This window comes from Deefgea sp. CFH1-16, from assembly GCF_016881365.1.
In the GTDB taxonomy this organism is placed as follows: Bacteria; Pseudomonadota; Gammaproteobacteria; order Burkholderiales; family Chitinibacteraceae; genus Deefgea.
The window spans coordinates 3,321,495-3,345,222 of record NZ_WLYT01000001.1 but is presented as its reverse complement, the minus strand read 5'-3'; the positions used below and the strand labels follow the sequence as shown (position 1 = coordinate 3,345,222).

The following is a 23,728-nucleotide window of genomic DNA, read 5'->3' as shown; positions in this document are numbered from 1 at the left end:
ATTGAACGTAATGCTTGGTTTTTAGCGAGCTGATTTTGGCTATTAAATCCATTGATCAAGGTAATTGATTGGTCTATTCAGCGCTGCTGGCTCGCAGTAGAGTGCTGATATTGGCAAATTCTGAATTGGATTGCGTATGTTGTATGGCTTATCAATTATTTTTCTCGCCTTAGTTAGTGGTGAATTATTGCGGCAGCTGTTTCAATTGCCAATTCCTGCGGTGGTGATTGGCATGTTGTTGCTCACTGCATGGTGTATTGTGCGGCGCGGTGCCGAGCCACGCGTGGTTTATGCTTCAGAAGGATTACTTCGCTACTTGGGGATTTTGTTTGTGCCGGCAGGGGTGGGGCTGATTGAGTTGGGTGACAAATTAAAATCACAAGGCGTGGCGATGGTGGTCACGATTTTAATGTCTACTGTGATTACCTTGCTGGTCACGGGGTTGGTATTGCAGTTTTTGTTGGCCAGACGCAAAGCTAAATTGACCAAGCAGGCTACAAAATGAGCGTTATTTCAGCAATCGCGCAATATCCTGCTACATGGATTGCACTCACGGGCGTGACTTATTTATTGGCCGATACGCTGTATCACCGTGCCCGTTGTTTTCCTTTACTCAACCCGGTGCTGGTTTCGGTTTTACTGCTGATTGCGGTATTAAAAATAAGCGGGGTGTCGTATGCGACTTATTTTGCCGGTGCCAAGCCAATTCATTTATTACTTGGTCCTGCCACCGTGGCGTTAGCGATTCCCTTGTATCTCAATTTAGCGAAAATGAAGCAATACTTCATACCACTGAGTATCGCTTTATTGGTCGGCTCGACGGTGGGGATTGTGTCGGTGTTGATTTTGGGGCAGTGGATGGGGTTGAGTTGGACAACCATATTATCTTTTGCGCCTAAATCATGCACTACACCGATAGCGATGGCTTTATCGCAAGAACATGGTGGCTTGCCGTCGCTCACCGCCAATGCGGTGATTGTGGCGGGGATCGCGGGCGCGGCGATGGCGCTGCCTTTGTTTCGCTGGTTGAAAATTGAACACGAAGTGGCGCAAGGCTTTGCGCTGGGTTTGGCTTCACATGGTGTCGGTACTGCGCGGGCGTTTCAGATTTCCGATACGGCGGGGGCATTTGCGGGCTTGGCGATGGGCTTTAATGGGGTGGTCACGGCGCTGATCTTGCCGATTTTGCTGACGGCTTGGTATTGGTGACGGCGGTGCAAATAATGGTTGTGGTTTGGGCTTGTTATGTCAGCACCGGCATCGGTCGGGCAAAGGACAAAAAATGAATTGGCAAACTTTTTATCGGCAAACGCTGCGCGATATGGTGCTCTGGTTGCCGCTGGCTGCCGTGATTGGCCTGTGTGCGGGATTGACCTCAGCTTTGTTGTTGGTGACTTTAGATTGGGCAACCGCAACACGAGTCGCGAATCCAATTTTGCTTGTATTTTTACCCTTTGCAGGCTTGTTAGTTGGCTGGGTGTATTACGAATGGGGTCGAGAGATCGAGTCAGGAAATAACTTACTGATCGATGAAATTCATCAACCCCGGGCAATTACCCAGCTGCGCATGATGCCGTTGATTTTTATTGGCACGGTGTTTTCGCATTTATTTGGCGCTTCAGTTGGGCGCGAGGGTACGGCGGTGCAAATGTCCGGCGCATTGGCCGACCAAATTGCCTTGATCACCAAGCGCAAGGTGCAAGATCGGCGGGTAATTTTAATGGCCGCGATGAGCGCCGGTTTTGCTGGGGTGTTTGGTACGCCACTGGCGGGCGCGGTGTTTGGGCTTGAAGTGCAAGCTTTAGGAAAAATGCGCAATAACGCTTTGTTTCCTTGTTTAATTGCCAGTTTGGTGAGTGATTGGTTGGTGCGATCTTTGGGGGTGCATCACACGCATTATGTGATTCCCAGTATCCCTGCGGTCACCATTATGGGTTTATTGGCAGTGCTCTTTGCTGGGGTCTTATTTGGCTTGGCGGGGAAGTCGTTTGCTGAATTAACCCACTGGGTGGCAAAGCATTTTAAACGCATTAAATATCCACCACTGCGCCCCTTTGTGGGCGGTGTTTGTGTGGCCAGTTTGGTGTTGATATTTGGCGCTGAGCGTTATATTGGCTTGGGTATTCCCAGTATTGTTGAATCGTTTAATCAGCCGATTCCATTTTGGGATGCGCCGCTTAAATTATTCTTTACCACCTTGTCGCTGGGTGCTGGATTTAAAGGCGGCGAAGTGACACCGTTGTTTTATATTGGCGCAACCATGGGTAATGCTTTGGCGCCGTTATTAAATATGCCGTTTCCTTTGTTGGCGGGTTTGGGCTTTGTGGCGGTGTTTGCTGGTGCTGCCAATACGCCGTTAACGTGCACTTTAATGGGCATTGAGCTCTTTGGTGCGGCAATTGGCCCGTATGCTTTATTGGCGTGTGTGGTGGCGTTTTTTGTTTTCGGGGCACAGCAGTATTTATGTGGCGCAGCGTTGGGGCTCTGGCAAAGGTCGGCCAATGACAGATGACAAGTCAGAAGTTCGCTTGTCTGATTTGACCGAGATAAAGTAAGTGGGGCGGTGAATTAAAAAATGGCCAGCGATTGAGCTGGCCATTTTGGCTTGCAAAGCCGATTTTTGTACGTGCTTTAGCACCACTTCAATTTGTCATGCAATTGAACCACGTCGCCAATAATCAGTAAGGCGGGGGGCTTGATGGCTTCTTGTTCGATACGCTTAGCGAGCTCAGTTAAGGTGGTGGTGACGACTCTTTGCTGTGCTGTGGTGGCACGCTCAATAATGGCTACAAGGGTGTCTTTGTCTCGGCCATGATTTATGAGTTGTTCAGCAATATACCCAGCTTGGGCGACGCCCATATACACCACAACCGTTTCGCTTGGGTTGACCAAGCGTGGCCAATCAAGGTCGACTTCACCGGCCTTTCTGTGACCAGTTACAAAAGTGACCGATTGCGCATAATCACGATGCGTTAGCGGAATGCCGGCGTAACATGATGCGCCAGCGGCCGAAGTTATACCGGGCACGACTTCAAACGCAATGCCGTGCTGGGCCAGCTCTTCAATTTCTTCACCACCACGACCAAAAATAAACGGATCGCCCCCTTTGAGGCGCAAGACTTTTTTACCTTCAAGCGCCAAACGAACCAGCAATTGATTAATTTCTTCTTGCGGCAGTGCGTGATTGTTGGATTTTTTGCCGACATAAATTCGCTCAGCGTCGCGCCGTACCATCTCCATAATTTCACTCGAAACCAGATTGTCATACAGCACCACATCGGCTTGTTGCATCAGGCGTAGTGCGCGAAACGTCAACAAATCAGGGTTGCCCGGGCCGCTGCCGACCAAATACACTGCGCCAGTTAGCGCGGTTTTACCTTCATCAATGGCGGATATTAATTGCTCGCGGGCGTGCGCAATTTGCCCGGAAAAAAACTTGATCGGGAATCGGGCCAGCTAAAACCGCTTCCCAAAATTCGCGGCGCTGCGCCGGGTCGGGCATTTTTTCTTTGCAGTGCTGCCGTAGTTCGCTGCCCAATTGCGCTAGATCGCCCCAGCCGTGGGGAATCAACGCTTCAAGCTGGGCACGTAAATGCCTTGCTAATACCGGCACTCCGCCGCCGGTTGAGATGGCGATGGTGAGTGGCGTTCGATCAATAATCGCTGGCGTAATAAACCGGCTATGGCTTGGGTCATCCACGGCATTAACCAAAATACCTGCCGCTTCGCACGCCGAAAACACCGCTTGATTGACACTGGCTTGGTCGGTGGCGGCGATGACTAGGCGTTGGCCGGTAATTTGCGTGATAGAAAACTGCGCCGGTTGCCAGCGCACTTCGCCGGAGCGAACTAAATCATGCATCTCGTCACATAGTTCTGGCGAAACCACGGTGACATCGGCACCTGCAGAACGCAATAAACGCAGTTTGCGAACGGCAATTTCACCGCCGCCCACAATGAGGCAGGCTTGCTGCTTTAAATTTAAAAATAAAGGAAAGTAATCCATGATCTAGGCCATTTTGTTCGGGCAGGTCAGTATTGTCGCGGTTTTTGTCGATGTTAGCGTAAAAATTTCATAGTTTGCCTTGCCGTTGATGCATGGCAGAGCGCGGTGTGCTGTTGCTATGCGATGCTGCAGCGGATAGCTTAGTTCGTACTCTAAGCGGCATTTCTAGTAAAGTAAGATAAAATAAAGCAATAAAACGGCAAGTGGCATTGCTTTACTGATTAATTGTAATAAGGATTTGAATGATGAGAACCATACGTTGGGCTGTGTTGAGTTTGGCGCTACTGCAAGGCGCTGCGATCGCAGCACCGGTTGAGGCGATGTTAAAATCAAAAAACTGTATGGCTTGCCACTCGGTCGATAATAAGATTGTTGGCCCAGCATTTAAAGCGATTGCCGCCAAATATAAAGGCGATAAAAATGCGGTGACATTGCTGGCGGGTAAAATTCAAAAAGGCAGTGTTGGCGTTTGGGGCCCAGTGCCGATGGGGCCAAATATGATTACTGGCGACGAAGCCAAGCAATTGGCGACATGGATTTTGGCGCAAAAATAAGAATTAACTTTTTTAACTTTAAAAAAAGCCGTAAAGTGAAAATTTTGCGGCTTTTTTTTGTTTGGGCACTGTCAGAATGAAGGTGTGATGACGACTAATTGAAAAAACACCTTGCGCAGTCATGATGTCCTGCACCGTAGTGGTAGTCTTTGTCAGGTCGGTTTAGTTTGCCGCAGCCGTTTATTTTTGTCTCAGAATTGGTTTTTTTTGGAGAACTTGTCATGCTTATTCGTCAACCTAGCGATATTTTGCCGTCAGAGATAACGCCGCAATCGGTATTTCTAAATCGTCGCCAGTTTATGTTGGCGGGGGCGAGTTCTTTATTCCTCACGGCGGAGGCAGTGGCCGGGTTAAATGCCAAGCCAAGTGCGTTGTCGATTAAAGAGTCGCCCAATAGTTTGAAGCAAATCACAACTTACAATAATTATTATGAGTTTGGTACCGACAAAGCTGATCCGGCTTTATATGCCGGGCAGCTAAAAACTAAGCCGTGGCAGATTGTAGTGAGTGGCGAGCTGGGGCAGTCGCGCACTTACAGTATCGATGACTTGTTAAAGGTGGCGGCGTTGGAGGAGCGTATCTACCGCTTACGCTGTGTAGAAGGGTGGTCCATGGTGATACCTTGGGTGGGTATTCCGTTGGCCAGTGTTTTAAAGCAAGTGAGCCCCACTTCAAAAGCCAAGTTTGTGGCGTTTGAAACGCTAAATGACCCCAAGCAAATGCCCGGGCAACGTAGTCGCGTTCTTGAATGGCCTTACCGTGAAGGCTTACGCATTGACGAGGCGATGCATCCATTGACCATTTTGGCGGTGGGTTTATACGGTGAAGTGCTACCTAATCAAAATGGCGCGCCAGTGCGCTTGGTGGTGCCGTGGAAATATGGTTTTAAAAGCATCAAGTCGGTGGTGAGTATTCGCTTGCAAGAACAGCAGCCGGCAACCAGTTGGAACCAAAGTGCGCCCAATGAATATGGTTTTTATTCCAATGTGAATCCCGACGTGGCGCATCCACGTTGGAGTCAGGCGAAAGAGCGGCGCATTGGCGAGTTTTTAAAACGCGATACGCTGCCGTTTAATGGCTATGCCCCGCAAGTGGCGTCGATGTATCAAGGCATGGATTTGCGTAAGTTTTTTTAAGCGCTGCTGCTCGATCATCCGCACAACACGTCATTTGAACAACACCTTTCACTGGGTAATATTCCGATTTGGTGTTGATGCTGTGCCGCGCTCGTCGAGCTGGGGCTTAAAATCCCGTTTAAGCGCACCGAGTGAGTCAGAGACAAACAGCTATATCGTTTGGCTCGCGACGATCGAGGGCACAGCGGAGCTGGGCGAGATCAAAATCGCCTTTCTTTCCCCCTCTTTCTTTGGCGAGTCAAAGAAAGAGGGTGGCCGCCACTGACTGCGACAGTAAAACAGCCGTGCCGCAGGCACTTAAAACTATCAACACGTAATCTGAACATTGACTTTCACTGCAGGGTATATTCATGCAACGCATTATAAATCAAGACTTAAGGCCTATACCTATAATGTGGCGAGATAGGCTCAGCGGTTTTTTGCCACGTCCAAGCAAAATACTGTTGTTTGTAGTCTGTCTGATTCCTTTGGCGCGCTCGCTGGTGCTGAGTTTGGAGGCGGTCAATCCGGTGGAGTTTTTTACCCGCTCGACGGGTACATGGGCGCTGGTGGCGCTACTGCTGACCTTAAGCATTACGCCATTACGACAGTTGACGGGGTATTCACGCTTAATTGACTACCGCCGTATGTTGGGCTTGTTTGCCTTTTTTTATGCGTTGTTGCATTTCATGACGTATGTTTGGCTGGATCAGTTTTTTGATTGGTCGGCGATTGGGCAAGATATTTTAAAAACGGCCTTTTGTGACTGTGGGCTTTGCCGCTTTTGTGTTGTTAATTCCGCTGGCGGTCACATCAACCAAGGGTTGGATGCGGCGCTTAAAACGCAACTGGTCACGCTTGCATCGCTTGGTGTATGTCATCGCGATTTTGGGTGTAGTGCATTATCTCTGGCTGGTGAAGGCCGACCTGACTACGCCAATAATTTATGCCGCCGTGTTGGCGCTGTTGTTGGGCTGGCGTGTGCTGCATCGAGTTCGTTAGTTCGGGTGGGAGACTAAGCTGATTGCGTTTGGCGTTGATGATGCTCGCTGATGGCATGCTGGGTGAGTTTGATTTCAACATCCAGTTCAGCCAATTGTGCGGTTTGGTATTGGCTAGGATGTTGCTCGATATGGGCTAGGCATTGGGCGATCCGGTCGGCGCCAATTTGCAAGGCAATGCCTTTGCCGCTATGCGCTAATCGGCAGCTCTCTTGTGGGTCTGGCTGATGAGCGAGTTGCTGAATAATTTCATGAATGCGCTTGAGCCCTTTTTCGCTAATGGTAAAAAACCGGCTCCGGACTAAAGCCTAGCCGGGTTTGGGCTTGTGGATTGAAATAAGCCAGCTCACTATCATCCGGTTCGCAACTGCTGTCGGCTTCAATAAATGCAGTACTTGAGTGCTGGGTGCTGCTGTGCTGCGTCAGGCTGGCAATGGCGTGGATTAGATCTTTGGCGGCAAACGGCTTACCAAGCCAGCCATTTAGGCCAATGCGTTGAATTTCAGTGTCGCTCGGGCGCAGCCCTGCGCTGACCATGAGCGCCGGTAAAAAGTTGCCGCGCTGACGCAAGGTTTCGAGGGTGGCAATGCCGTCTAGTTCGGGCATATTGCGGTCAATCACCAGCATATTGATGTGTGGGTTTTGGTTTAAGAGGCTTAGAGCCTCTTGCCCATGCCGCGCCTCGATGACGCTGGCGTTGGCTAAGCATAAAATTTGCCGCATCAGGTCGCGATTTACTTCTTGGTCTTCAACCAACAAAATACATAAGCCTTGCAGCGAGCATTGCGGCGCGGGGTTTTGCGCGCAATAGGCTTGAATATCGGCCTGTACGGTACAAGTGAATGTACTGCCTTGTTGCGGCTGGCTGGTAAAGCTTAAATCTCCAGCCATATTCAGTGCATATTCTTTACTGAGTGCTAAGCCAAGGCCGGTACCACCTTTAAAGCGTCCGCTGGCGGTTTGCTCGAAAGGGCGAAAAACATTGCTGATTTCTTCGGTGTCAATGCCCATGCCCTGATCTGCGACGATGGCTTGTAGTGTAATGCGTTGTTCGGTGAGGGCTTTGGCGCTGATGTGGCAAGTAATGCAACCTTGGTCGGAAAATTTAATCGCATTGGACAATAAATTAATGAGTATTTGCCGCCATTTTCCGGTGTCTAACCAGACATTGTCGGGGATGGGGTCGGCGCTAATTGACAGCGTTAGATTTTTGTTGAGTGCCAAGGGTTGAAAAGTAGCCTGCAAATCATTCACTAGCGCCGGCATGTCTAATTGACTGGGGTTGAGTGAAAAAATGCCCCGCTTCAATTTTGCTCATGTCGAGCACATTACCCAGAAGTGTTTGTAAGTGTCGGCTGGCTTGAATAATGTGCTGCAAATAGGCTGGATTGCTGCGATCTGCGCTGGCTTGAGCTAATTCGGCATAGCCCAAAATAGTGGTGAGCGGGGTGCGCATTTCATGGCTAATTGAGGCTAAAAAAAGGCTTTTTGCTTGATTGGCCGCTTGTGCACTTTGTTCTGCGGCTTTGAGTTGCGCCAGTGTTTGTTGGTTGCGCCATAAAGTGCGGAGTGCAAAATAAGCAAAACCACTCATCAGTGCCAATAGCAAGACAATCAGACTAAATCGGTAGCGACTAAAACTAGTAAAGGTGTCTTTTTTGGCTTCTAAACTGGCATTGTATTGTGCATCAATCGAAGAGACGACAATCCGTAAGTGGGGAGCGATTCGTTCTATGCTGCCGGCCAAGGCGGGTAATTGCGCCGCACTAAGATCAGGCAGCGATTGCTCGGTTTTTTTTGAGTCCATTGCACCAGTGGCGCAATGTGTACATTAAATTTGGGATTGTTAGAGTATTCGCTAAATTGGCCACTGTTGTAATGGTGGATTAGCGTTGCAAACTCAGTAAACGCAGCTTTGACTGCGCTAAAGTTTTCCGGTGTAGGGCTTTTGATGGCATCGTCGATGGCGCGTTCGACAAAACTAAATAGTCGATTGCCCGAGCGCGCTTCTTTAATCAGCTTTTGCTGCGCAGGGGAGTTAAATTCGTTGAGTAATTTTTGCGCTTTAAATTCATAACTTAAAACTAAAATTGAGACCAAGCTCAATACGCCGATCACAATGCAAAAAGTCGTGCGAAATTTGAAGTGATTCAAGCGAATGCCCTAAACCAAAAAATAGATGCGACTAGTATATCTCTTTGAAATTCTTACGTGTCGATTGCGGCAGCACCTAGTTGTACACTGTTGCTTTGTTTACACCTTGAGTAACGCTTCGCGCCCGGGCAACCAACGATCCAAATGGGGCTGAGCCAAATTGACGTGGTGTTGCAATATGGTTTCGGCGCTGTCTCTGGCTAATTCCAGTAAATCAGCATCGGTTTCTAAGTCGGCAAAGCGCAGCATCGGCACGCCAGATTGCTTAATGCCAGCCATATCGCCCGGCCCACGGATGTGCAAATCTTGACGGGCAATTTCAAAACCATCGGTGTGCTCAAAAATCACTTTTAATCGCGCCTTGGCGGTCTCACTGAGTGGCGTGGTGTAGAGCAAGATGCACAAACTGGCGTGCGCGCCACGGCCAACGCGGCCGCGTAGTTGATGTAATTGTGATAATCCCATTCGTTCTGCGTGTTCAATCACCATTAAGCTGGCGTTCGGTACGTCAACGCCGACCTCGATCACTGTGGTGGCGATTAAAACTTGAATTTCATTGCGAGAAAATGCGGCCATGGTGGCGGCTTTTTCTTCGGGTTTCATTTTGCCGTGCAATAAGCCAACGGCAATGCCTTCGAGCTCTTCGCTGAGTTGGGCGTGGGTGTCGACCGCGGTTTGTAATTGCAATGTTTCTGATTCTTCGATTAATGGGCAAACCCAATACACTTGCCGACCTTCGAGCACTTTGGCGGCAATGCGCTCGATGACCTCATCGCGGCGTGCGTCGGAAATCAACTTAGTGATAATCGGCGTGCGCCCCGGTGGTAATTCATCAATCACGCTCACATCCAGATCAGCATAAAAACTCATCGCCAAAGTGCGCGGAATCGGCGTGGCACTCATCATCAGTTGATGCGGGCTTTGGCCTTTTTCGCGTAGCGCCAATCGTTGCTGCACACCAAAGCGATGTTGCTCGTCGACGATGGCCAAGCCAAGGTTTTGAAACGCCACACTGGCCTGAAAAATCGCATGCGTGCCAACAAGGAGTTGGGCACTGCCATCGCTCGCTGCGGCAATCGCTTCGCGCTTGGCTTTGGCTTTTAGGCTGCCGGTGAGCCACACCACGTTAACGCCCAGCGGGTTAACCATGCTGATAATTTTTGAAAATGCTGTTCGGCCAAAATCTCGGTGGGGGCCAGCATCGCCACTTGAAAACCGGCTTCAATCGCATGGCAGGCGGCCACGGCGGCGACAATGGTTTTACCCGCGCCCACATCGCCTTGCAGCAAGCGCTGCATCGGGTGCGCTTGGGCTAAATCTTGGGTGATTTCCAGTAAAACACGTTTTTGCGCGGCGGTCAGATCAAACGGCAGATTGGCAATGAGCTGCGCGCCAAGTCGACCGTCGGGATTGATTTTGGGGGCGGTTTTTTCGCGGCGCACGGCGCGCGCTAAGCGCAGCGACAATTGCTGGGCGAGTAATTCATCAAACTTAAGCCTTTGCCAGGCCGGATGCGTGCGGGCGGTGAGTTGGATTTTGGGAGTGTCGGGGGTGGGCGCATGTAATAAGCGCACGCTGCTGGCAAAGTCGGGCAACTGCAGTGGCGCTAAAACGGCGTCGCTCAGTGTGTCGGGCATGGGCGTATTGGCCAAGGCTTTGCCTATCCATGTGGCCAGTTGCGCTTGCGATAAACCCGCCGTGGTGGGGTAGATCGGGCTTAAGGCTTCTTGCAGGCTGACTTCGCCACCAACGCGAACTTTGGGGTGGACCATCTCGGTACCAAAGTAGCCGTGGCGTAAATCGCCATACAGTCGCACGCGCTTGCCAACGGCCAATTGCTGCACTTGGCTAGGGTAAAAATTCATCAGTCGCACCACCAATGAGCCGCTGGCGTCTTTGACGCGGGCATTGAGTTGTTTGCGCGGCTTGTAATTGACTTCGCACGACAACACTTCACCTTCCACCAAGACTGGGTTGCCCATCGGCGCATCGGCAATTGGGTACAAATGGGTTTCGTCTTCGTAGCGCAGCGGCAAATGCAAGATCAAATCAAATTCGCGCTGTATCCCCAGTTTATGGAGGCGCTGCTGTTGTGCGGGTGTCAGTGAGCTCATTGGGTGGCTTGAACAATCGTTCTATTGACCTTACTGTACCGTATTTGCGCCATTTGAGCTAGCGGCGGTTGACATTGGCGGGTTGCTGCGACGTTGATTTTTAAAAAGCCAACGCAGAGGCGCAAAGACGCAGAGGAAAACATCAATTCGTTGATCGTTTAAACCGTTGGGTTTGGTTGGGGGCTTGGCCGGTTTGAATTATCGAAAAGCCGACGCAGAGGCGCGGAGAAAACCATCAATACGTTGACAGTTTAAATTGTTGCGTTTGGTTAGGGTCTTGGCCGGTTTCAATTCTGATTGTTTTGATTTTGCCTTTCTCCGCGCCTCTGCGTCTCTGCGTCAAAAATTTTTTTCGGGGTGCAGAATTTAGCGGGCGCGTTGCGCTAAGAAGCGATCCAGTGCTTTGGCAAAAGCTTGTTTGTCGCTTTGGCTAAATGCGGCTGGGCCGCCCGATTGCAGGCCGGCGCCGCGTAGTTCTTCCATAAAGTCGCGCATATTGAGTCGTTCGCGGATGTTTTCTGGCGAATAAAACTCGCCGCGCGGATTGAGCGCGTGCGCTTGTTTCTCAATAATGCGCGCCGCCAGCGGAATGTCGGCGGTAATGACCAAGTCGCCCGCTTGGGCTTGGGCAACAATCCAGTGATCTGCTTCGTCAAAACCATGCGCCACTTGAATCGCCCGAATATGCGCCGATGGGGGTACGCGCACCAGTTGATTGGCGACCAAGGTGAGCGGTAGTGCTAAACGCTCGGCGACGCGAAACATGATTTCTTTAATGGCAACAGGGCAGGCGTCGGCATCAACCCAAAGGTGGCATTTTCTTGGGGTATTGGTATCTGGATATTGCTGTGTATACATTGCTGGGAAATACCCCGTAAATTGTAATAATTCAGATTACGTGTTGATGATGGTTCAAGCGTCGCGGCATTTCTTTGTTTTTAAGGGTTTGGCAGTGCCGCGAATGCTGTTTAGTCAACCTCGCTGGATTTAAGGCGTCGGTTTGCTGCGCTCGGCGAGTTTTTGTTTGATCAAAGGCAGCATCGCTAGCGCGGCTTTTTCTCCCTCTAAAATGGCGACATTTTTCATATCAAAATCGCTAGCGCCAATTTTGCCGACTTTAGGGCGGATCACAATGTCAGCGCGAGCGAGTTCTTGCTCGCCCAATTTTTGCCCCATGATCACAATCGCTTGGTTCATCACCCCTAGTGTGCTGGTGCTGGCGGTTTGATTGTTGGCTTTGCTGGAAATATCCACCGCAATCACAAAATTAGCGCCCAAGTCGCGTGCGGCGTCGACCGGTACCGGGCTGACTACGCCGCCATCGACGTATTTTTTATTGGCAATGCTTACCGGCATAAAAATCCCTGGAATGCTGCTTGATGCGCGCACCGCTTGTCCGGCATTGCCGCGGTTAAAGGCGATTTTTTTGCCAGTGTCGAGCTCGGTGGCCACTGCCGCAAACGGTTTGGCAAACTGATTGATCGCTTTATTACCAACCAATTGGTTGACGTAATCTTGCAGTTTTTGCCCTTTGATTAAGCCGCCACCAAGTAAATTGACGTCGCGAATTTGGCTTTCATCCAGACTAAACGCGCGCTCTTGTAGCGTGAACGCATCCATGCCGCTGGCGTACAGTGCGCCGACAACGCTACCGGCGCTGGTGCCCGCGACCACCTCCACTTGAATGCCGTTCGCTTCGAGCATTTTAATCACGCCAATATGGGCAAAGCCTTTGGCTGCGCCGCCGCCGAGGGCGAGGCCGATTTTAACTTTGGGTGCGGGCGTTGGCGGTGGTGCGACGGGTGGCGTACTGCAGGCGGCCATGAGGCTACTCATCATGATAATGATGAGTGTGCCAAGTCGTGGGCGAAGGTGCTCAAAGACATTTTGTGCATTTTTAAATGGGTTCATCGTGGCTCCAATGAGAGGACCAAGGCGGTTTGACCATCGCAGCGCCATTGGATTTCATAATGATAAAGTTTTATGCCGTAGCTGCGGTATGGGTCGCTAGCGTAAGCGGGGCGTGGGTCCTGGGCTAATACTTCACAAATTAAAGCGTGAAGTGTGCGTGACTCGCTTGCGGGTAATTGTGCTAATTGGCTTTGCGCGCTGGGGCTAAATTCAACGTTTAGCGTTGTTGGTGCGCCGCTGACAAAGCCGCCTTGAGCGTCACTTTGGCTTTCAATAAATGGGATATAAGGTTTGATGTCGACAATCGGCGTTTGGTCGACTAAATCCACGCCAGAAAAGCGTAAGGTCACGCCATTTTTGGTGTCGATATCCAATAAACGCACCAAAGACAAACCCAATGAATTGGGGCGAAACGGGCTGCGGCTGGCAAAGACGCCAACTTTTTCATTGCCGCCCAAGCGCGGTGGGCGCACGGTGGGTGACCAGCGGCCGAGCGTTTCATGAAAAACAAAACTTAGCCAAAGATGAGAAAATCCGTCGAGCCCGCGCACGCAATCGGCGTGATTAAATGGCGCAACCAGTTTGAGCGTGCCAATCGCATGCGGCGCCAAGCTTGGTTGGCGCGGAATGCCAAATTTGTCGACAAAAGGCGTGCGAATCAAGCCAATCGGCTCGATGGTGTATTGATTTGGATTCACAGCGTTAGGATTCACAGGGTTTGCAGACGTCAGCATAAAGCGGCCATAAAAAAGCAGCGAGTGCTGGATATTACCGCACTCGCTGCTGTCTGTTGGGCTTGGCTGCTGTTTTTCGTGAACAATTACAAGTTGTGCGCCCAAATTACGCAAATCACAATCGGTGCTACCACAGCGCAAATGGCACGAAACGCTGGCAAAATGCGCGCGGCATCTTGTGCAATGAGCGAGGCTTGTACGCGTGGCCAAATGGCCCAGCCGGCAAACAATGCGGCCAATAAACCACCAGCAGGCATCATCACATTGGAGGCGGCGTAGTCCATTAGATCAAATGGGTTTTTGCCAAAAATATGAAAATCAGCCAATACGCCAAACGACAGTGCCGCTGGAATACTTAAGGTAAAGACCGCAACACACGTCATTAAAGTGGCTTTTTGGCGCTGAATATTAAATTCATCAATCAAAAACGCTACGATCGGCTCGAGCAAAGACACGGATGAGGTAATGGCAGCAAAAATCAGCAGCAAAAAGAACATGACGGCAAAAAATTGACCGAAAGGCATTTGCGAGAAAATTGCTGGCATGGTGATAAACGTGAGGCCAGGACCGGCTGATGGATCAATCCCAAAAGCAAATACCGCAGGCAACACCATTAAAACCCGCCATCACACAAGCGAGGGTCGCCAAGAGTGAGATCCAGAGTGTTGCGCCGGGGAGTTTGGTTTTTTCATCAACGTATGAGCCGTAGGCAATCAAAATACCGCAGCCGACCGACAATGAAAACATCGCCAAGCCCACCGCTTCAATCATCATTTCGGCGTTGATTTTAGAAAAGTCCGGAGTGATAAAGTACATCACGCCGTCCATGGCATTGGGTAAAGTCAATACGCGAGCAATAATGCCCAGCATTAAGATAAACAATGCCGGCATCAAGATTTTGCTGGTGCGCTCAATGCCTTTTTGTACGCCGCCCATGACGATGCCAACTGTGGCGACTAAAAATAGACCGGTATAAAAAAATACTTTGGCTTGGGCTGGCAATAAAGCCATTAAATAAATCGCTGAGTGCCTTGGTGTCTTGTGTCATGACTTCGCCAGTGAGCGATAGCCACAGGTAAGCAAAACTCCAGCCGCCAACGACGCAATAAAACGACAGCAAAACAAAAATACACAGTACCGAGAGTCGACCCGCCCAAGGCCATAGACCGCCCTTGAGGTTGCGATAGGCCGTGGTGGCTGATTTTTTGGCCATATGGCCGATGCTCATTTCGGCGAGCACCATCGAAATACCAATCGTGAGTACGCAGGCGAGATACACCAGTAAAAACACACCGCCACCGTTTTTGCCGGCAACGTAAGGAAATTTCCAGATCGCTCCAAGCCCGACAGCCGAGCCTGAGGTGGCTAAAATAAAGCCGAGTTTTGAGCCCCAATTGGCGCGTGAAGACATACAAAATGCTCTAGTTAATTTGTCACCACGGGAGTTTTGCTTTTTCAAGCCCCTCGAACAAGGGTAATAGTTGGCTGGTCGAGTTGCAATTTATGTGATTTGTTGGGTTTATTGCCTTGCTTTGAGCGTTGTTTGCGCTTGGCTGATCGCCGCTTGCCATTGTGCTGGGTTGAATTCTTTCAAAATTGTTTTTTTCAATAACCAGAATGGGTGGGCGCGCTTGTAAGGTCTTGGCGGCGTTAAAAAAAGCCAGCATGCTGTCTTCTTGGCTTGGATCCGCTGTTTTTAGCGCATAGTGCAATTTACTTTGTTCCAGCATTGTCTGTGCCGCTTCGCAGTTTGCCCCGCATTGTGGCGTAATCCATAGTGTGATCGCTGCGGGTTTGTCACTAACCGGCGCTGGCGCGCTACTGCTGCGTATGGTTCTTTCTTTGGCCATGGTATGTGTTGGAGCGCGATCAGAATAAAATACATTGCCCTCATTGTCGCGCCATTGATAGACCTTGTTGGCAAAGCCCATGCTGGATGTAGTAAGCAAAGTAAGTAGGAGCCAGAATCGCATAACAGCCTTTGATTTAAAATTGCGCAGTTGGGCATATTGTTTTGTGTTTAAGCATTGCAGTCGAAAACACCACAGTTTAAGTGGCGTGGCCGCAGTAATGCGGCGTGCCAAAATTAAAATGCCCAGATTAAGATTTGCCGTGGGATGTGGTTTGAATACGAACTTCAACTTGCTCTAGCTGCAAAGACAGTAGCCAGTCTTGGCGTTTTTGACTGCAAATTGGTAGCGCCGTTTCGGCTTGCCATTGGTCTTGGCCGATGTCTTGCATTTTGTAGCGATTGCTGCCCATGTCCATATCCACCATTTGCCAATTTAAATACACCGATTTGGCCGGGCCAGTTAGCGTGAGGGTCACTGGCTGGTCGGTACTCACTGGTGCGGCGCTTTTTGATTTGGTAGCTTTGTTCGTTGATTTTAAACTGACAGCCTTGCTGCAAATCTGGGCAAGAAATATGGATAACTTGATCTACTTTTGCTTGTTGCCAGCCTTTAAATAAACCCATTTTATAAGCAAATAAACTGGCGCCCAGTAGTAGCGCAAGGATCAAAATGCTTTTTCTGGCCCATGGCTTATTGTTGAAAAAGTTTTTCATGCTGTTTGACTCCATGCGGCGCGCAAGAGGGCTACGCCATGTCCGCCGTGTGCTTGGGCGGTTTTGAGGGTGGATAACGTTTGCCCGCCAATCGCAAACACCGGAAAGCACCAGCCCAATTGCAATAATTGACTGAATTTTTCCCAGCCTAAAGGCGTTTGCCCCGGATGGCTTTGCGTTGGCGCAATATGCCCTAAAAAGGCAAAGTCAACGCCAATGCGCGCCGCAGCTTCAAGATCGCTCTGCTGATGTGTGGATGCGCTCACCCAATCGATGCCTCTGGGTCTAGCGTTCAGTTGGTTTAGTTGGCTGGCGGTAAAGTGAATGCCGTCGGCATTGAGTGCTTGGGCTAAAGCCAAATCACGATGCAAAATCAGCTTGCCGCCGTGGGGGCGAGCAATGCTTTGCACTGCTTGGGCGAGCGCTTGGTAATCACTGGCCGATAGCTGCGGCTCTCGTAGCAGTAAGCAAGTTGGACCCGCAGCCCATTTGGCAGTGAGTTGCGCCATAAATGCTTCACGGCCTAATTCAGCCATATTCGAGATTTCAATCACTTCAGGTAAGGCCAAACCACGCAAAATCGGGCCGTTGGCTGGCAAGATGGGTGAAACATTTAATTGGCCTACACGTTGCCAAGCGAGCTCTTGTCCTTCGTGGCCGTGCAAAGCGCCGTTCCAGTCGCGCACTTTAAAAAATCGTAACTCCACATTGGCGTGCGGATAATTAAAGCGCTGTGTGAGCCACGGTGTGGCTGCTGTTACATCTATGCCCATTTCTTCTTGCAGCTCGCGGCATAAAGCGTCGTGCGCGGTTTCGCCGGCTTCAAGTTTGCCGCCCGGAAATTCCCAGTAATGCGCGTAAGGCTTACCAGCGGGGCGGCTCCCCATTAAAAACTGCCCTTGCGCGTTAATTAATACCCCTGCGGCAACGACGGTGGTTTTTTTTTGGGTTTAATGGGGTTTTGCTGGTCTGGCGGCATTGACGGACTCGAAAAAAAAGAAAAATGCCAGCCAAGCCGCCATGTTGGCGACTTGGCTGGGTCTGGCAGGGTGCTTAGCTGCGGTAGTCAGCGTTGATTTTGACGTAATCGTAAGAGAAATCGCAAGTCCATACCGTGGCGCGGTGCTCGCCGCGGTTAAGTTGGATATTAATGCTGATTTCAGCTTGATTCATCACGGCTTGGCCTTGGCTTTCTTGGTATTCGGGATTGCGCCCGCCATGGATTGCCACTAATACGTCGTCAAGCCGCACTTCGATTTGGTCAACGTCTAAATCGCTAATGCCGGCGTAGCCAATCGCGGCCAAAATACGGCCTAGATTAGGGTCTGAAGCAAAAAATGCCGTTTTAACCAGTGGTGAGCGGCCAATGGCGTAGCCAACGGCTTTGCATTCTGCGTAGCTGGCGCCGCCTGCCACGTTGATGGTGATAAATTTGGTAGCGCCTTCGCCGTCACGCACAATGGCTTGCGCTAAAAAGTGCGAAACCTGCTCAATCGCGCCGCGCAAAGTGGCGTAGTCGCTACTGTTGGCGTCGGTGATTTCGGTGTTGCCGGCCAGCCCTGTGGCAATGGCGATATAGCTGTCGTTGGTGCTGGTGTCGCCGTCAACGGTGATGCTATTAAACGAAGCGTCGGTCGCGGCCAGTAGCATTTCTTGTAATAAGGTTTGGCTAATGGCGGCGTCGGTGGCGACAAAACCGAGCATGGTGGCCATATTCGGGTGAATCATGCCCGAGCCTTTGGCAATGCCGGTCACGGTGACGGTTTTGCCGTCCAAAACGATTTGCGTGCTGGTCGCTTTCGGCGCGATGTCGGTGGTCATAATCGCGTTCGCGGCTGTCGCCCAGTTGCTGGCCGATAAATTGGCTTTGGCGGCCGGTAAAACGGCGATGATTTTTTTCGGATGGCAAGGGCTCTAAAATCACGCCGGTTGAAAAAGGCAGTACTTGTTCGGCAGTGCAGCCCAATTCACTGGCGGTTGCGGCGCAAATTTGCTCGGCGCGGGCGAGGCCGTCTAAGCCAGTTCCGGCATTGGCATTGCCAGTATTGATCACCAGCGCACGAATGGATTGGCCTGTAGCCAGATACTGCTGAAGATTTTTTTTTGGCAGATGCGAACTGGCGCAGCGCAAAAACGATTTAAGGTAAACACCCCCGCAACGCGGGCGCCATCAGCGATTTGGATTAGGGTGGTGTCTTGGCTGCCGACTTTTTTAATGCCTGCAGAGGCAATACCAATTTCAACCCCGGCAACCGGGAATAATAAAGCAGGATCGATGGGGGCGAGATTAACCGGCATGCAAGGCTCCAAATGGTTGCAAATTTTAAAAAGTAAGCAGATTGTAACGTGATGCGCTTGAGCGATGAAAGGCTTTTGCTCGGTGCGATGCACGATGGATGGGTTAGTGGCTCAGCAAGCCTGCGGCTATTGTTGTGGGTTGATCGCCGCTGACTGTGCTGACTGTGCTGATTGTGAAGTACCTGACTTCAATCTGATTGTCGCAGATTCTGCGGCCCGCCGTGTTCGCGTTCAAAAACACCTTATTCATCGCTCAGAACAGAACGCGGTGTTGTTGTGCGGCGTGATTACATATCCCAATACGGCGGGTCGATTTCGTCGTCAATACGGATGTAGCCGGTAGATTCATTGCTCCACAGTGGCGGCAAATGCATGATTTCAATTTGCTCGCGCAGCTCGGCAATCCGGTCTTGCCAATAGGTGGCGGTATTAAACCATGGGAACGCCGCCGGAAAGGCCGGATCATCCCAGCGCCGAGCCAGCCATGCGCTGTAATGCATTAGGCGTAATGTTCGCAGCGCTTCAATTAAATGCAGCTCGCGCCGATCAAACTCACAAAAATCTTCGTAACCGGCCAAAATATCCGCCAGTTGATTTTGTTGCTCGTCTCGATCGCCAGACAGCAGCATCCATAAGTCTTGAATTGCTGGGCCGGTGCGGGCGTCGTCAAAGTCAACAAAATGCGGTCCAGCCGGGGTCCATAAAATATTGCTCGGGTGGCAGTCGCCGTGTAGGCGGATCAGTTGAATGTCGCCTGCGCGTTGATAGCATTCAGCGACGCCAGCGAGCGCCGCTTCTGCCACCGTTTGGTAGCTAGCGGCCAAATCCAGTGGAATGACTTTGTTGTTGATTAAATAGTCGAGCGAATCTTGGCCAAAGGTTTGCGGGGTGAGTTGTGCGCGATGGGCAAATGGGCTCAGTTGGCCCACCGCGTGAATCCGCCCTAAAAATCGTCCAATCCATTCGCGCGTTTCAGCTTGATCGAGCTCGGGCGCGCGCCCGCCACGACGAGGGAAAACCGCAAAACGAAAGTCGCCAAAGCGATGCAGTGTTTGGCCATTCAGTGTCAGCGGCGCAACCACCGGGATTTCGCGCTCGGCCAGTGCTTGCGTAAATTGATGTTCTTCTAAGATCGCCGCGTCGCTCCAGCGCTCGGGGCGATAAAATTTAGCAATCACTGGATCGCCATCGTCGATGCCGACTTGGTAAACGCGATTTTCATAACTATTGAGTGCGAGTAAATGCCCTGAGCAAGCAAGGCCTAGCGATTCAAGGGCGTCTAAGGTCAGATCGGGCGTGAGTGCGGAGTATGGGGCAGGTTTCATATCGGCTATTTTACGCCGTTTGCTGGCGGGCTTGGCGCTCAATTTGGCGGTTTTGGGGTTTTCTTTTTTTATGCTTTTGATGTGTTTCTAAGCAGTTTGTAAATTGTTGCCAGTTTGTGCGCTTTGTCTGGTGCCGCTGTGATGCGCTTATTGAAAGTGAACGAAGTGCTTTATGATCGATCTTTAAGCTTGAGTGATCTACTGAAGTAGAACACTGACGGGGTTGATGACTGAAGTGCCGCGCACGAACACAAACCGCCGTCGTGGCATCAAGCAAAGCGTAATTCAATACGAAATGCTCTTATCCAGCCAAATGGGTTTGCTTTTCTCTGCGCCTCTGCGTCTCTGCGTTAAAAGGTTTTTGGCGCGCGTGGCGCTAAAAAATAGCCATGTGATTCGTGTTAACGAGGTTTTGATGGGTTTATTTGATTTGGGGTGTCAGCGCTATGGTTAATTTGTTGACCGTGTCGAATTTGTCGCTGCGATTTGCCGGTGCCAATCAGCCGGTGGTGCGTGAGGTGAATCTACATTTAAACGCCGGTGAAAAATTGGCCTTGGTGGGTGAATCAGGCTCGGGGAAAAGCGTTTTGGCGCACAGTCTATTGCGACTCGATCGTGAGGTGATTGCAGAGGGTGAGATTGAGTTTGCTGGTCAGTCTTTGCTGCCATTGCCAGAGGCGGCGCTGCGCTTAATTCCGTGGTCGGCGTATTGCGATGATTTTTCAAGAGCCAATGACTGCGCTCAATCCCTTGCAAACCGTCTGCACGCAGATTGCGGAGGTGTTGGTGGGGTATAGCGCTGCGGCGGCGAGGGATAAAGCGCGTGAGCTATTACTGCGTACGGGTATTGTCGACGCGGCAGAGAAGCTCGATGCATTGCCGCATCAATTGTCGGGTGGGCAGCGCCAACGGGTGATGATTGCCATGGCGATTGCCACTGAGCCGGAGATTTTAATTGCTGACGAGCCAACAACGGCACTGGATGTGACGGTGCAAGCGCAAATTTTAGATTTGCTGAGCCAGTTGCAAGCCGAGCAAGGTATGGCGCTGTTGTTGATTTCGCATGATTTAAATTTGGTACGCCGGTTTGCCGATCGAGTGGCGGTGATGCAGGCCGGGCGTATTGTTGAAACCGCGCCGACGCAGCAATTATTTGCGACGCCAGCGCATCCGTATACCCAGGCTTTGTTAGCAGCGCGCCCGACGCGCGTTGCGGCACCCTTGCCATTGCATTCTCCTTGCGTCTTGCAGGTGCGGCAATTGACGCATGCTTATCCAGCATCACGGTCGTGGTTTCGCACCCAACTTAAAACGGTATTAGCCAAGCTCGATTTTGATCTGCATCGCGGGCAAACCTTGGCGGTGGTTGGTGAATCAGGTAGTGGCAAAACGACGTTGGCCTTGTCTTTGCTGCGCTTACTGCGTGTGGGTCAAGGTGGCGGTAGTGTGCAGTTAACGCTAAATGGATCGCCTCCGCTGCAATTGAGTGCGTTGCAGGGTAAGGCTTTGCGACAGGCGCGCCAGCATATTCAGATTGTTTTTCAAGATCCATTTGCCGCTTTGTCGCCACGATTAACGATTTATGATCTGGTGGGTGAAGGTTTGTTGGTGCATCGCCCCGAATGCAGTGCGGCTGAGCGCCGTGAGCGGGTGATGGCCGTATTGCAAGAAGTCGGTTTAGGCAGTGTGGCCGATATGGACGGTATTTTGTCGCGCTACCCGCATGAGTTTTCTGGTGGGCAAAGGCAAAGAATCGCCATTGCGCGGGTGTTGATTATGCAGCCGCAAATTATTGTGCTTGATGAGCCGACATCGGCGCTGGATGCGACAGTGCAACGGCAAATTTTGCAGTTATTAGTCGCGTTGCAGCTTAAATTTGGATTGAGTTTTCTGCTGATTAGTCATGATTTGGCGGTGGTGCGTGCGTTGGCACATCAGGTGTTGGTGCTCAAAAATGGTGAAGTGCTCGAAACCTGCGATGTTGAGCTGGTGCTGTCTCAGCCGCAGCATCCGTATACGCGGCAATTGTTGGCGGCGAGTTTTTGATTGTGTGTGTGGTGAGATGCGATACCAAGCGATACGCAGTGGTGGAATGCGCTGCGCTTATTCGCACCCTACGGGCACCCTACGGCGTTTTCTCGTTCCCTGTCTCGGTCTTACAGGTGTCGGCCCAGTGTTTGAGCGCGGCGTGCAAGGTGGTAAAGATATGCGCTGCGCCAATTTTTTCGGTGATGTGATGGCGGTTTAAGTCGTCAATGAGGGCGCTGTCGCAACGGGCAAACAGTAGCGTGATGTTTTGTTGCTGCAATTGATCATCCAATTGGCGTAGCGATTGGGCTGCTGAATAGTCGATGTGCGTCATGGCGGAAGCGTCAATAATCAAGCACTGCACTGGCGTGGCGGCTTGGCTTATCAGTGAATGAATGTCGGCGCTAAAGCGGTGCTCGTTGGCATAAAATAAATCCGCACCAAAATGATAAATAATCAAACCCGCCTGCGTTGTTGCGCCCGGCTCAATGGCTTGCGTTACCAAATTGCCCTCCATATTGGCTTGCAAGATCGCGCAATGCGGGTTGTAGCTGTGGCTCACGTGATGCAGTAACGACAGGAGCGCGGCAAAGAGCAGCCCTTGCTCAACGCCGACTAAGGCTACAGTCATTGCGGTAATGATCGCTAGTTTAAATTCCCCAGGGCTTTCTTGGTAAATGGCTTTGAGTGCTGACCCATGAATCATGCCGATGGCGATGGTAAACACAATGGCCGCTAATACTGCGTGGGGCAGGTAAGCGAGCCAGTCAGTTAAAAACATCAAGGCGATGGCGACAATGCCGGCAAAGACAATTTGCGCTACTTGGCTTTGCGCGCCAGCTTGCACCGCCATTGCCGTTTGCGTAGGGCTGCCATTGACGACAAAAGCCCCGCTGACGGCGGCAGCGGCATTGGCGGCGGCAAGGCCTAAGATATTGGCGTTTTCATCTTCGTTTTCTTGAAATTGCAAAGCATAAATCCGCGCGGTGGCGGCGCTTTGCGCGATGATGATCACGGCGCACGAGAGCGCCAAGGGGATGAGCGTTAGCGTGCCATGCCAAGTCATGTCGGGCCAAGATAATTGCGGCAAGCCGCCCGGTACCGGGCCAATTAAGGCAATACCCCAGTTGGCGATGGCGAGGTATTTTCCGGCCAAAATGCTGGTGAGTACGGCAATCATCGCGACGGGGAAGCGAGGGTTGATCTGCTTGCCGATTAAGATGGCAGCAATCACAGTGATGCCTAGGCAGAGTGTGGGTAGGTTGATGCTGGGTAAGTGAGTGATTGCGTAATCTAATTGCGACCAAGTGGTGTGGGTTTGATGAGTTTGATTGCGAATTCCTAAGAGCGGCGCCAGCATCGCGATGCTCACTTGCAAGCCAACACCAGCTAAAAAGCCGGTTAAGATGGTTCTGGATAAAAAATCGGCGACAAAGCCGAGTTTAAGCCAGCGTGCGATGAGCAAAATGCCAGCGGTGAGTAGCGCAACGATGGCGACTAAATTCATATACACGGCACTGGCGGGGGTGGCCATGCCGGATAGGCCGTTAGCAAAGATGGCGGCGGTGGCTGAATCGGCCGCAACCACTAAATGCCGTGAAGCGCCAAATAGGGCAAAGCCCAATAAGGGGAGTAATACCGTGTAGAGTCCGGTCACAATGGGCGTGCCGGCAATACTGGTGTAGCCTAAAACTTGCGGGATATTGACTGAGGCCAGGGCGATGCCGGCTTTGGCGTCATTGATGACCCCTTGCTGTGTATTGGGTATGACGCCGCGCGCCAGCGGAATGTTTGGCCAGCGTCGATTGCGATAGTACTTGAGTAAAGTTTGAGTGATGGTCATTCGGGCTTAGAAGGCTTTGAGTGGTTGCTTGAATTCTACGCCGCAAATGAGCTTTCGCCTTGCTGTGTTGTAGATTTAT

General features: G+C 51.0%; 23 protein-coding genes and 5 pseudogenes. 8 read left to right on the top strand and 20 right to left on the bottom strand.

The window, feature by feature from the left end; all coding sequences use genetic code 11:
- Positions 1 to 136: 136 nt before the first annotated feature.
- The 3 genes from GKO28_RS18185 to GKO28_RS18175 all read left to right on the top strand — a co-directional run bounded on the left by GKO28_RS18185 (position 137) and on the right by GKO28_RS18175 (position 2,512).
- Positions 137 to 505, top strand: coding sequence for a CidA/LrgA family protein (locus GKO28_RS18185; RefSeq protein WP_182077320.1), 369 nt, complete (start codon positions 137 to 139; stop codon positions 503 to 505).
- A complete protein-coding gene (locus GKO28_RS18180) occupies positions 502 to 1,209 on the top strand; it encodes an LrgB family protein (protein WP_182077319.1) in 708 nt (235 codons plus the stop codon). Before GKO28_RS18185 ends, GKO28_RS18180 begins: the two co-directional genes overlap by 4 nt.
- Before the next feature lie 73 nt (positions 1,210 to 1,282).
- Positions 1,283 to 2,512 carry a voltage-gated chloride channel family protein gene (locus GKO28_RS18175; RefSeq protein ID WP_247646648.1) on the top strand — a complete coding sequence of 410 codons (1,230 nt, stop codon included), beginning with the start codon at positions 1,283 to 1,285 and terminating at the stop codon, positions 2,510 to 2,512.
- A gap of 119 nt (positions 2,513 to 2,631) precedes the next feature.
- Here the strand turns inward: GKO28_RS18175 and cysG are convergent, their stop codons facing one another.
- Both cysG and GKO28_RS20705 read right to left on the bottom strand, forming a co-directional pair.
- Complete coding sequence (gene cysG / locus GKO28_RS20710; RefSeq protein WP_307839128.1) at positions 2,632 to 3,387, bottom strand: siroheme synthase CysG; 756 nt, start codon at positions 3,385 to 3,387, stop codon at positions 2,632 to 2,634.
- A complete protein-coding gene (locus GKO28_RS20705) occupies positions 3,383 to 4,006 on the bottom strand; it encodes a bifunctional precorrin-2 dehydrogenase/sirohydrochlorin ferrochelatase (protein WP_247646647.1) in 624 nt (207 codons plus the stop codon). The genes cysG and GKO28_RS20705 overlap by 5 nt, the downstream gene beginning before the upstream one ends.
- Positions 4,007 to 4,248: 242 nt before the next feature.
- On the opposite strand from GKO28_RS20705, the gene GKO28_RS18165 reads away from it, so the two are divergent.
- From GKO28_RS18165 to GKO28_RS20695, 4 genes and pseudogenes are all read left to right on the top strand, one after another.
- The gene (locus GKO28_RS18165) at positions 4,249 to 4,560 is read left to right on the top strand and encodes a c-type cytochrome (RefSeq protein WP_247646646.1); all 312 of its coding nucleotides are present in this window, start codon (positions 4,249 to 4,251) and stop codon (positions 4,558 to 4,560) included.
- A gap of 221 nt (positions 4,561 to 4,781) precedes the next feature.
- A complete protein-coding gene (gene msrP, locus GKO28_RS18160) occupies positions 4,782 to 5,696 on the top strand; it encodes a protein-methionine-sulfoxide reductase catalytic subunit MsrP (RefSeq protein WP_182077317.1) in 915 nt (304 codons plus the stop codon).
- A 350-nt stretch (positions 5,697 to 6,046) separates the two neighbouring features.
- Positions 6,047 to 6,406 (top strand): annotated as a pseudogene (locus tag GKO28_RS20700) (ferric reductase-like transmembrane domain-containing protein); the annotation flags it as partial.
- Positions 6,407 to 6,503: 97 nt separating this feature from the next.
- Positions 6,504 to 6,677, top strand: a complete 174-nt coding sequence (locus tag GKO28_RS20695) for a hypothetical protein (RefSeq protein ID WP_374220776.1) — start codon at positions 6,504 to 6,506, stop codon at positions 6,675 to 6,677.
- 13 nt (positions 6,678 to 6,690) lie between these two features.
- Here the strand turns inward: GKO28_RS20695 and GKO28_RS18150 are convergent, their stop codons facing one another.
- From GKO28_RS18150 to GKO28_RS18085, 17 genes and pseudogenes are all read right to left on the bottom strand, one after another.
- Positions 6,691 to 6,849 carry a hypothetical protein gene (locus GKO28_RS18150; protein WP_374220747.1) on the bottom strand — a complete coding sequence of 53 codons (159 nt, stop codon included), beginning with the start codon at positions 6,847 to 6,849 and terminating at the stop codon, positions 6,691 to 6,693.
- 103 nt (positions 6,850 to 6,952) lie between these two features.
- Complete coding sequence (locus tag GKO28_RS18145) at positions 6,953 to 7,984, bottom strand: ATP-binding protein (RefSeq protein WP_182077316.1); 1,032 nt, start codon at positions 7,982 to 7,984, stop codon at positions 6,953 to 6,955.
- Positions 7,923 to 8,483 (bottom strand): histidine kinase dimerization/phospho-acceptor domain-containing protein, encoded by a 561-nt coding sequence (locus GKO28_RS18140; RefSeq protein WP_182077315.1) that lies wholly within the window; start codon positions 8,481 to 8,483, stop codon positions 7,923 to 7,925. Before GKO28_RS18140 ends, GKO28_RS18145 begins: the two co-directional genes overlap by 62 nt.
- On the bottom strand, positions 8,408 to 8,830 hold the full coding sequence (locus GKO28_RS18135) for a hypothetical protein (protein WP_182077314.1): 423 nt from the start codon (positions 8,828 to 8,830) through the stop codon (positions 8,408 to 8,410). The genes GKO28_RS18140 and GKO28_RS18135 overlap by 76 nt, the downstream gene beginning before the upstream one ends.
- Positions 8,831 to 8,929: 99 nt before the next feature.
- The gene (locus GKO28_RS23070) at positions 8,930 to 9,109 is read right to left on the bottom strand and encodes a hypothetical protein (protein WP_374220775.1); all 180 of its coding nucleotides are present in this window, start codon (positions 9,107 to 9,109) and stop codon (positions 8,930 to 8,932) included.
- 201 nt (positions 9,110 to 9,310) lie between these two features.
- Positions 9,311 to 10,944 (bottom strand): annotated as a pseudogene (locus tag GKO28_RS18130) (ATP-dependent DNA helicase RecG); the annotation flags it as partial.
- A gap of 366 nt (positions 10,945 to 11,310) precedes the next feature.
- Positions 11,311 to 11,802, bottom strand: a complete 492-nt coding sequence (locus tag GKO28_RS18125) for a YaiI/YqxD family protein (protein WP_182077313.1) — start codon at positions 11,800 to 11,802, stop codon at positions 11,311 to 11,313.
- Positions 11,803 to 11,931: 129 nt separating this feature from the next.
- Positions 11,932 to 12,855, bottom strand: coding sequence for a patatin-like phospholipase family protein (locus GKO28_RS18120; RefSeq protein WP_182077312.1), 924 nt, complete (start codon positions 12,853 to 12,855; stop codon positions 11,932 to 11,934).
- Complete coding sequence (gene tsaA / locus GKO28_RS18115; protein WP_182077311.1) at positions 12,852 to 13,589, bottom strand: tRNA (N6-threonylcarbamoyladenosine(37)-N6)-methyltransferase TrmO; 738 nt, start codon at positions 13,587 to 13,589, stop codon at positions 12,852 to 12,854. The genes GKO28_RS18120 and tsaA overlap by 4 nt, the downstream gene beginning before the upstream one ends.
- Positions 13,590 to 13,675: 86 nt before the next feature.
- Complete coding sequence (locus GKO28_RS22050; protein ID WP_282099371.1) at positions 13,676 to 14,203, bottom strand: hypothetical protein; 528 nt, start codon at positions 14,201 to 14,203, stop codon at positions 13,676 to 13,678.
- On the bottom strand, positions 14,169 to 14,525 hold the full coding sequence (locus tag GKO28_RS22045) for a hypothetical protein (RefSeq protein ID WP_282099370.1): 357 nt from the start codon (positions 14,523 to 14,525) through the stop codon (positions 14,169 to 14,171). Before GKO28_RS22045 ends, GKO28_RS22050 begins: the two co-directional genes overlap by 35 nt.
- A complete protein-coding gene (locus tag GKO28_RS20685; protein ID WP_247646645.1) occupies positions 14,500 to 15,000 on the bottom strand; it encodes a sodium-dependent transporter in 501 nt (166 codons plus the stop codon). Before GKO28_RS20685 ends, GKO28_RS22045 begins: the two co-directional genes overlap by 26 nt.
- Positions 15,001 to 15,022: 22 nt before the next feature.
- Positions 15,023 to 15,673 (bottom strand): DUF4124 domain-containing protein, encoded by a 651-nt coding sequence (locus GKO28_RS18105; RefSeq protein ID WP_182077310.1) that lies wholly within the window; start codon positions 15,671 to 15,673, stop codon positions 15,023 to 15,025.
- Positions 15,674 to 15,689: 16 nt separating this feature from the next.
- Positions 15,690 to 15,935, bottom strand: a complete 246-nt coding sequence (locus GKO28_RS18100; RefSeq protein WP_182077309.1) for a hypothetical protein — start codon at positions 15,933 to 15,935, stop codon at positions 15,690 to 15,692.
- Positions 15,936 to 16,151: 216 nt separating this feature from the next.
- Positions 16,152 to 17,087, bottom strand: a pseudogene (locus tag GKO28_RS18095) (Nudix family hydrolase); the annotation flags it as partial.
- Positions 17,088 to 17,208: 121 nt separating this feature from the next.
- Positions 17,209 to 18,453: pseudogene (gene argJ, locus GKO28_RS18090) on the bottom strand (bifunctional glutamate N-acetyltransferase/amino-acid acetyltransferase ArgJ).
- Positions 18,454 to 18,740: 287 nt separating this feature from the next.
- Positions 18,741 to 19,778 (bottom strand): serine/threonine protein kinase, encoded by a 1,038-nt coding sequence (locus GKO28_RS18085; RefSeq protein WP_182077308.1) that lies wholly within the window; start codon positions 19,776 to 19,778, stop codon positions 18,741 to 18,743.
- Between the two features lie 446 nt (positions 19,779 to 20,224).
- Between GKO28_RS18085 and GKO28_RS18080 the strand changes: the two are divergent.
- Positions 20,225 to 21,824: pseudogene (locus tag GKO28_RS18080) on the top strand (ABC transporter ATP-binding protein).
- A 79-nt stretch (positions 21,825 to 21,903) separates the two neighbouring features.
- Here the strand turns inward: GKO28_RS18080 and GKO28_RS18075 are convergent.
- Positions 21,904 to 23,649, bottom strand: a complete 1,746-nt coding sequence (locus tag GKO28_RS18075) for a SulP family inorganic anion transporter (RefSeq protein ID WP_182077307.1) — start codon at positions 23,647 to 23,649, stop codon at positions 21,904 to 21,906.
- Positions 23,650 to 23,728 lie beyond the last annotated feature (79 nt).